Origin of the sequence: Streptomyces spongiae, assembly GCF_009377185.1 — a bacterium.
In the GTDB taxonomy this organism is placed as follows: domain Bacteria; phylum Actinomycetota; class Actinomycetes; order Streptomycetales; family Streptomycetaceae; genus Streptomyces; species Streptomyces spongiae.
Window position 1 is genome coordinate 21,240 of the sequence record NZ_VJZC01000076.1, and the last position, 6,889, is coordinate 28,128.

Genomic DNA, 6,889 nt, shown 5'->3' on the forward strand with positions numbered 1-6,889 from the left:
CGGTCAGGCCTCCGTTCCGGTGCTCTCAGCCGGAGCGGCGGCGGGAGCCTCGGCCTTGGGGGCCTCGGAACCGGCAGCCTGCTGCGGCTTGCGACCGCGCCGCTCGCCACCGCGGCCACCACGGGCCGGGCGGTCGGAGCCGCCACCGCGGGCCGGGCGGTTACCCGCACGGGCGGCAGCGTTCTCGGCGCGGACCTCGGCGATGTTCTTGACATCGCCCTTGTAGATCCAGACCTTCACACCGATGCGGCCGAAGGTCGTCTTGGCCTCGAAGAAGCCGTAGTCCACGTTCGCGCGGAGCGTGTGCAGGGGCACACGGCCCTCGCGGTAGAACTCCGAGCGGGACATCTCGGCGCCACCGAGGCGGCCACCGCACTGGATCTTGATGCCCTTGGCGCCGGCCTTCATGGCGGACTGCATGCTCTTGCGCATGGCCCGACGGAAGGAGACGCGGGAGGAGAGCTGCTCGGCGACGGCCTGGGCAACCAGCTGAGCGTCGGTCTCGGGGTTCTTGACCTCGAGGATGTTCAGCTGGACCTGCTTGCCCGTGAGCTTCTCGAGGTCGCCGCGGATGCGGTCGGCCTCGGCGCCACGGCGGCCGATGACGATGCCCGGACGAGCGGTGTGGATGTCCACCCGCACGCGGTCACGGGTGCGCTCGATCTCCACCTTCGAGATACCGGCGCGCTCCATGCCGGACGTCATCATCCGACGGATGGCGACGTCTTCCTTGACGTAGTCCTTGTACAGCTTGTCGGCGTACCACCGGGACTTGAAGTCCGTGGTGACACCGAGCCGGAACCCATGCGGGTTAACCTTCTGGCCCATTACCGGGTTCCTTCCTTGCTGCTGACGACCACGGTGATGTGGCTGGTCCGCTTGCGGATCCGGTAGGCACGGCCCTGGGCGCGCGGCCGGAACCGCTTCAGGGTCGGGCCCTCGTCGACGTACGCCTCGCTGATGAACAGCGAGGTGGCGTCCGGGTGGTCGTAGTTGTGCGCGGCGTTGGCAATGGCGCTGTCCAGCACCTTGCCGACCGGCACCGAAGCGGCCTGCGGAGCGAATCGCAGGACCGCCTGGGCCTCCGTGGCGTCCATGCCACGGATGAGGTCCACCACACGGCGGGCCTTCATGGGCGTGACGCGGATGTACCGCGCCTGGGCCCTGGCTTCCATGGTTGTCCCTTCAGTTTCTTACGTGTCTGAATGCGATCCGCTACTAGCGGCGCTTCGACTTCCGGTCGTCCTTGACGTGGCCGCGGAAGGTGCGGGTCGGCGAGAACTCGCCGAGCTTGTGGCCGACCATCGACTCGGTGACGAACACCGGGATGTGGGTCTTGCCGTTGTGCACCGCGATCGTGTGGCCGAGCATGGCCGGGACGATCATCGAGCGACGGGACCAGGTCTTGATGACGTTCTTGGAACCGGCTTCGTTCTGGGCGTCCACCTTCTTGATCAGGTGGTCGTCGACGAAGGGCCCCTTCTTGAGACTGCGCGGCATCTAAACCCGCTCCTAGCGCTTCTTGTTCGTCTTGCGGCGGCGGACGATGTACTTGTTCGAAGCCTTCTTCGGCGAACGAGTACGACCCTCCTTCTGACCCCACGGCGAGACCGGGTGGCGACCACCGGAGGTCTTGCCCTCACCACCACCGTGCGGGTGGTCAACCGGGTTCATCGCCACACCGCGAACGGTCGGGCGGACGCCCAGCCAGCGCTTGCGGCCGGCCTTGCCCCAGTTGATGTTGCTCTGCTCGGCGTTGCCGACCTCGCCGACCGTGGCGCGGCAGCGCTGGTCGACCAGGCGGATCTCACCGGAGGGCATGCGGAGGTGGGCCATCGAGCCCTCCTTCGCGAGCAGCTGCACGGAGGCACCGGCGGAGCGGGCGAACTTGGCGCCGCCGCCGGGACGAAGCTCCACGGAGTGGATCGTCGTACCGACCGGGATGTTGCGCAGCGCCAGGTTGTTGCCGGGCTTGATGTCGGCGCCGGGGCCGTTCTCGACCCGGTCGCCCTGGCTCAGGCCCCGGGGGGCCAGGATGTAGCGCTTCTCGCCGTCCGCGTAGTGCAGGAGCGCGATGCGCGCGGTGCGGTTGGGGTCGTACTCGATGTGCGCGACCTTCGCCGGCACGCCGTCCTTGTCGTGACGACGGAAGTCGATCACGCGGTAGGCGCGCTTGTGGCCACCACCCTGGTGGCGGACGGTCACACGACCGGAGTTGTTACGGCCACCCTTGCTGTGCAGGGGGCGGACCAACGACTTCTCCGGCGTGGACCGCGTGACCTCGACGAAGTCGGCGACGCTGGAGCCGCGACGGCCCGGCGTAGTCGGCTTGTACTTGCGGATTCCCATTTCTCAGTCCTCGTCCGATATCGGACGATCCGGACCGCCCTCAGGCGGTCGGACCGCCGAAGATGTCGATACGGTCGCCCTCGGCGAGGGTCACGATCGCGCGCTTGGTGGACGCGCGCTGGCCGAAGCCGGTGCGGGTCCGCTTGCGCTTGCCCTGGCGGTTGATCGTGTTGACCCCGGTGACCTTGACCTGAAAGACCGCCTGGACGGCCTGCTTGATCTGGGTCTTGTTGGCGCCGGGCGCGACGATGAAGGTGTACTTGCCCTCGTCGAGCAGCGCGTAGCTCTTCTCCGACACGACCGGCTTCAGCAGGACGTCACGGGGGTCCGTGAACGACTTGCTCGCCGGGGTGACGACGGTGTTCTTGCCCTCGGTGGCGTGGCGGCGCGCCTTGGCGACGCGCGCGGCCTTGGCGGCCTTCGCAGCCTTGGAGGCAATGCTCGGGTGACGCGTAGCCATCAGGCCTCGCTCCCTTCGATGTCGTTGGCCTTCTGCGGGCCGGCGACGAAGGACTCGAGAGCGGCCTGGGTGAAGACCACGTCGTCCGAGACGATCACGTCGTACGTGTTCAGCTGGCCCGGCTCCAGGATGTGGACCTGGGGCAGGTTGCGGGCGGACAGCCACGCGGCCTCGTCGGCGCGGTCGACGACCAGGAGCAGGTTCTTGCGCTCCGAGATCTTGCCGAACAGCGTCTTGGCGGCCTTGGTGGAGGGGGTCTCGCCCTCGATCACGCCGGAGACGACGTGGATGCGGTTGGCGCGGGCCCGGTCGGTGAGGGCGTGGCGCAGGGCCGCGGCCTTCATCTTCTTCGGGGTCCGCTGCGAGTAGTCACGCGGCTGCGGGCCGTGGACGACGCCACCGCCGGCGAACTGCGGGGCGCGGGTCGAGCCCTGACGGGCGCGGCCGGTGCCCTTCTGGCGGTACGGCTTCTTGCCGCCACCACGGACTTCACCGCGGGTCTTGGTCTTGTGCGTGCCCTGGCGGGCAGCGGCGTTCTGCGCGACGACGACCTGGTGGATCAGCGGGATGCTGACCTTCTCCACACCGAAGATCTCCGCGGGGAGCTCGACGGTACCGGCCTTCTCGCCGGCAGGCGAAAGGATGTCAACAGTGCTCATCGGTTACCTCAGGCCCCCTTGGCCGCGGTGCGGACCAGGACGAGGCCGCCGTTCGGACCGGGAACCGCGCCCTTGATGAGCAGCAGACCCTTCTCCGCGTCAACGGCGTGGACGGTCAGGTTCTGGGTGGTGACCCGCTCGTTGCCCATGCGACCCGCCATGCGGAGGCCCTTGAACACGCGGCCCGGGGTGGCGCAGCCACCGATGGAACCGGGAGAGCGGTGCTTGCGCTGGGTGCCGTGTCCGGCGCCGAGGCCCTTGAAGTTGTGGCGCTTCATGACACCGGCGAAGCCCTTGCCCTTGCTCTTGCCGGTCACGTCGACCTTCACGCCGGACTCGAACACCTCAGCGGTGATCTCCTGGCCCAGCGTGTACTCGGAGGCGTCCGCGGTGCGGATCTCGACGAGGTGGCGACGGGGGGTGACGTCGGCCTTGGCGAAGTGGCCCTTGAGGGGCTTGTTCACCTTGCGCGGGTCGATCTCGCCGAAGGCGATCTGGACCGACTCGTAGCCGTCACTGTCATTCGTACGGACCTGGGTCACGACGTTGGGGCCGGCCTTGACGACGGTGACCGGGACGACACGGTTGTTCTCGTCCCACACCTGCGTCATGCCGAGCTTCTCGCCCAGGATGCCCTTGATCTGCTTGGTCATTCTCAGCTCACCGACCCTCAGAGCTTGATCTCGATGTCGACACCGGCCGGCAGGTCGAGTCGCATCAGAGAGTCAACGGTCTTGGGGGTGGGGTCGAGGATGTCGATCAGGCGCTTGTGCGTGCGCATCTCGAAGTGCTCGCGCGAGTCCTTGTACTTGTGCGGCGACTTGATGACGCAGTACACGTTCTTTTCAGTGGGCAGCGGCACCGGGCCCGCGACCGACGCACCAGTGCGAGTCACCGTCTCGACGATCTTCTTCGCCGAGGAGTCGATGACCTCGTGGTCGTAGGCCTTGAGCCGGATGCGGATCTTCTGTCCCGCCATGGCTACTTCGTAGTCCTGTCTCTCGTTACGCTCTGGAACCCGGTGTTCCCTTGACTTCCTCCGACCCACGCGGTCGGGCGTGTCGCACTCCCGCTGACACAGATGCCCCTTGTTCGAACATCCCCGCTGGGAAGTGCGGCCCCTACCAGAACCGCGAGTCGGGGCCGGATGGCCCACCGGATGCCTGGCCGGTGCCGCGCTCACACTTCCCGGAAGATTCCCGTACGTCCGTCCCAGCGCTGCCTTACGGCAGTTGGGACGACGAGTACTGTGGGACTCGCTTCCAGTCCTCCCGGCGGGAGGCGCGCAGCATCAACACTCGACCGAGCAACCCCGCTAGTCTGCCATACGGGACGCGGCGCTGGCCAATCGAGCCGTAGAGAGTACCCGGAGGGTGACGCAGGTCAAACCTGGGCGCGCGCGAGCCGCCGCAACGGACCGCGCGACTTGTTGATCACTCTGCCGGACGACTCCCGTCGAGGCCCTGGCCGAGCGCCCACGTCACCGCCCCTCAGCCAGCCCCTCCCGCACCGTCCCGTACGCAGGCTTCCTCGCGAACTCCTCGTCCATCAGCGTCGCCGCCCCCTGCCCCGCGAAGACTCCCGGCACCCACGAGTACTTGTCCGAGTACCCCCACACCGTGAACGACGTGCAGCTGCGGGCGCCCAGGCACGCGTCCAGGAGTCGGCGGAAGTAGCTCGCCTGGGTCGCGAGCTTCGTCTCGTCCGCCGGCAGGATCATCCGTACGTCCACCTCCGTGAACGCCGTCCCCATGCCCAGCGCCTCGAAGCGGGCCAGGTTCTCGGCCACCTGCCCCGGGAAGCCGTACTGGATCGCCAGGTGGCCCTGGATGCCGAAACCCTGGACCGGGACGCCCTCCGCTCTCAGCCGCTTCGCCAGTTCGTAGTACGCCGTGGACTTCGCGTTGACGCCCTCGACGTTGTAGTCGTTCAGGAAGAGCCTCGCCTTCGGGTCGGCCGCGTGGGCCCAGCGGAAGGCGTCGGCTATGTACGAGGGGCCGAGCTGCTGGAGCCAGATCGAGTTCCGTAGGGAGCCGTCCTCCTCGAAGACCTCGTTCACCACGTCCCACTGCTGGATCCGGCCCTTGTAGCGCTTGACCTCGGTGGTGATGTGCTTGCGGAGGATCCCGCGGAGCTCCTCGGCGTCGATCGATCCGTCCGCCACCCCCGCCGTCAGCCAACTCGGCAGCTGGCTGTGCCACACCAGCGTGTGGCCGCGCACCACCTGGCCGTGAGCCCGGGCGAAGCGGACCAGCTCGTCGGCCTTCTTCCAGTCGTAGACGCCTCGCCGCGGCTCCACCGACTCCCACTTCATGACGTTCTCCGCCGTCACCGAGTTGAATTCGCGGGCTGTCGTCCTGCGGTACGTCGTGTCCTCGGCCAGTGCCGTCATGTCCACGGCTGTGCCGATGCGTACGCCGGCCCGGTCCGCGAGCACGCGGAGCGGGGCCGGGGAGTGGGCAGTGGCGGAGACAGAGGCGCTGGCGGGCTGTGCCACGGTGCCCGTGACCAGGAGTGTCGTACCCAGCAGGGCAACGGCGGCGGGCAGGCGGAAGCGGTTCATGTGCATGTCCCCTCTCGTCGGCGGATCAGCGGATCAGCGGGCGCGGTAGCTCTCCAGCGGGCCCAGATACGTCGGCGTGAGCCCGCCCGTGTCGATCACCAGTCGCTGCAGCACCACCGTCGGATCGACCATCCAGAACTTCAGGCGGTGGACGCCCGCACCCGCGATCGCGTGCTTCGTCGACGTCACGTTCACGTTGTCCGACGTGTTGCGCGCCCACTGCTTGTTCATCAGGCCGTCGTCGGCGCCCGTGACCGCGTTGATGTCGACGAGTTGCGGCTCACCGTCGTCGAAGGACACCCCGTACCGCAGCCCGCCCGTCACCAGCGTCGGGTTCCGTGGCGAGAGGTACGCCCAGACCGTCGCCTCGCCCGCCGACAGCAGCGTCACCTCGTACTCCAGGCGCGGCCCGGCACCGCCCGGTGTCTGTCGCGGTGCCGTCACCGGCCACGGCGTCATGCCCGCCCCGGTACGCCCGACGCGGTCCAGCCGCTGCCAGCGGATGCCCTTGGCCCCGACCGCCCGCACACAGTGCTCCGCGTCGACCGCCACGTACCCGCCCGCCTCGACGAAGCCCCGCAGCCCCCGCGGCGACGGCTTCTCGGCCACGGCCTTGACCATCACCGAGGCCCCGGCACCGCGCACCACCACCGAACCCTCCGCGCCACCCTCCGGCACCCTCGCCCAGTCCACCGACAGCGTGACCCGCACCTGCTGCTCGACCCGGCCCCGCGGACGGTCGGCCCGCAACCACGGCACCGACGCGTCGATCCGGTACTCGAAGGGCGTACGGCCCCGGTTGAACACCTCGACGTACTGGTCGGGGCGGGTCTGGTACGGGCTGAAGACCGGCAGCGC

At 68.4% G+C, this 6,889-nt stretch carries 9 protein-coding genes and 1 pseudogene; all 10 read right to left on the reverse strand.

What is annotated here, in order from left to right:
* Window positions 1–3: 3 nt before the first annotated feature.
* Window positions 4–828, reverse strand: a complete 825-nt coding sequence (gene rpsC / locus FNH08_RS14145; protein ID WP_152771823.1) for a 30S ribosomal protein S3 — start codon at window positions 826–828, stop codon at window positions 4–6.
* Window positions 828–1,175 carry a 50S ribosomal protein L22 gene (rplV, locus tag FNH08_RS14150; RefSeq protein ID WP_030046377.1) on the reverse strand — a complete coding sequence of 116 codons (348 nt, stop codon included), beginning with the start codon at window positions 1,173–1,175 and terminating at the stop codon, window positions 828–830. Before rplV ends, rpsC begins: the two co-directional genes overlap by 1 nt.
* A 43-nt stretch (window positions 1,176–1,218) precedes the next feature.
* Window positions 1,219–1,500: a 30S ribosomal protein S19 gene (gene rpsS / locus FNH08_RS14155; protein ID WP_007384069.1), complete on the reverse strand. Its 282-nt coding sequence runs from the start codon at window positions 1,498–1,500 to the stop codon at window positions 1,219–1,221.
* Window positions 1,501–1,512: 12 nt separating this feature from the next.
* The gene (gene rplB / locus FNH08_RS14160; protein ID WP_152771824.1) at window positions 1,513–2,349 is read right to left on the reverse strand and encodes a 50S ribosomal protein L2; all 837 of its coding nucleotides are present in this window, start codon (window positions 2,347–2,349) and stop codon (window positions 1,513–1,515) included.
* Between the two features lie 40 nt (window positions 2,350–2,389).
* On the reverse strand, window positions 2,390–2,809 hold the full coding sequence (gene rplW, locus FNH08_RS14165) for a 50S ribosomal protein L23 (RefSeq protein ID WP_152771825.1): 420 nt from the start codon (window positions 2,807–2,809) through the stop codon (window positions 2,390–2,392).
* Complete coding sequence (rplD, locus tag FNH08_RS14170) at window positions 2,809–3,468, reverse strand: 50S ribosomal protein L4 (protein ID WP_152771826.1); 660 nt, start codon at window positions 3,466–3,468, stop codon at window positions 2,809–2,811. Before rplD ends, rplW begins: the two co-directional genes overlap by 1 nt.
* Before the next feature lie 8 nt (window positions 3,469–3,476).
* On the reverse strand, window positions 3,477–4,121 hold the full coding sequence (rplC, locus tag FNH08_RS14175) for a 50S ribosomal protein L3 (protein ID WP_152771827.1): 645 nt from the start codon (window positions 4,119–4,121) through the stop codon (window positions 3,477–3,479).
* 17 nt (window positions 4,122–4,138) lie between these two features.
* Window positions 4,139–4,447 carry a 30S ribosomal protein S10 gene (rpsJ, locus tag FNH08_RS14180; RefSeq protein ID WP_003948644.1) on the reverse strand — a complete coding sequence of 103 codons (309 nt, stop codon included), beginning with the start codon at window positions 4,445–4,447 and terminating at the stop codon, window positions 4,139–4,141.
* A 501-nt stretch (window positions 4,448–4,948) separates the two neighbouring features.
* On the reverse strand, window positions 4,949–6,031 hold the full coding sequence (locus tag FNH08_RS14185) for an endo-1,4-beta-xylanase (protein WP_152771828.1): 1,083 nt from the start codon (window positions 6,029–6,031) through the stop codon (window positions 4,949–4,951).
* Between the two features lie 33 nt (window positions 6,032–6,064).
* A pseudogene (locus FNH08_RS14190) lies at window positions 6,065–6,889 on the reverse strand (glycosyl hydrolase 115 family protein); the annotation flags it as partial.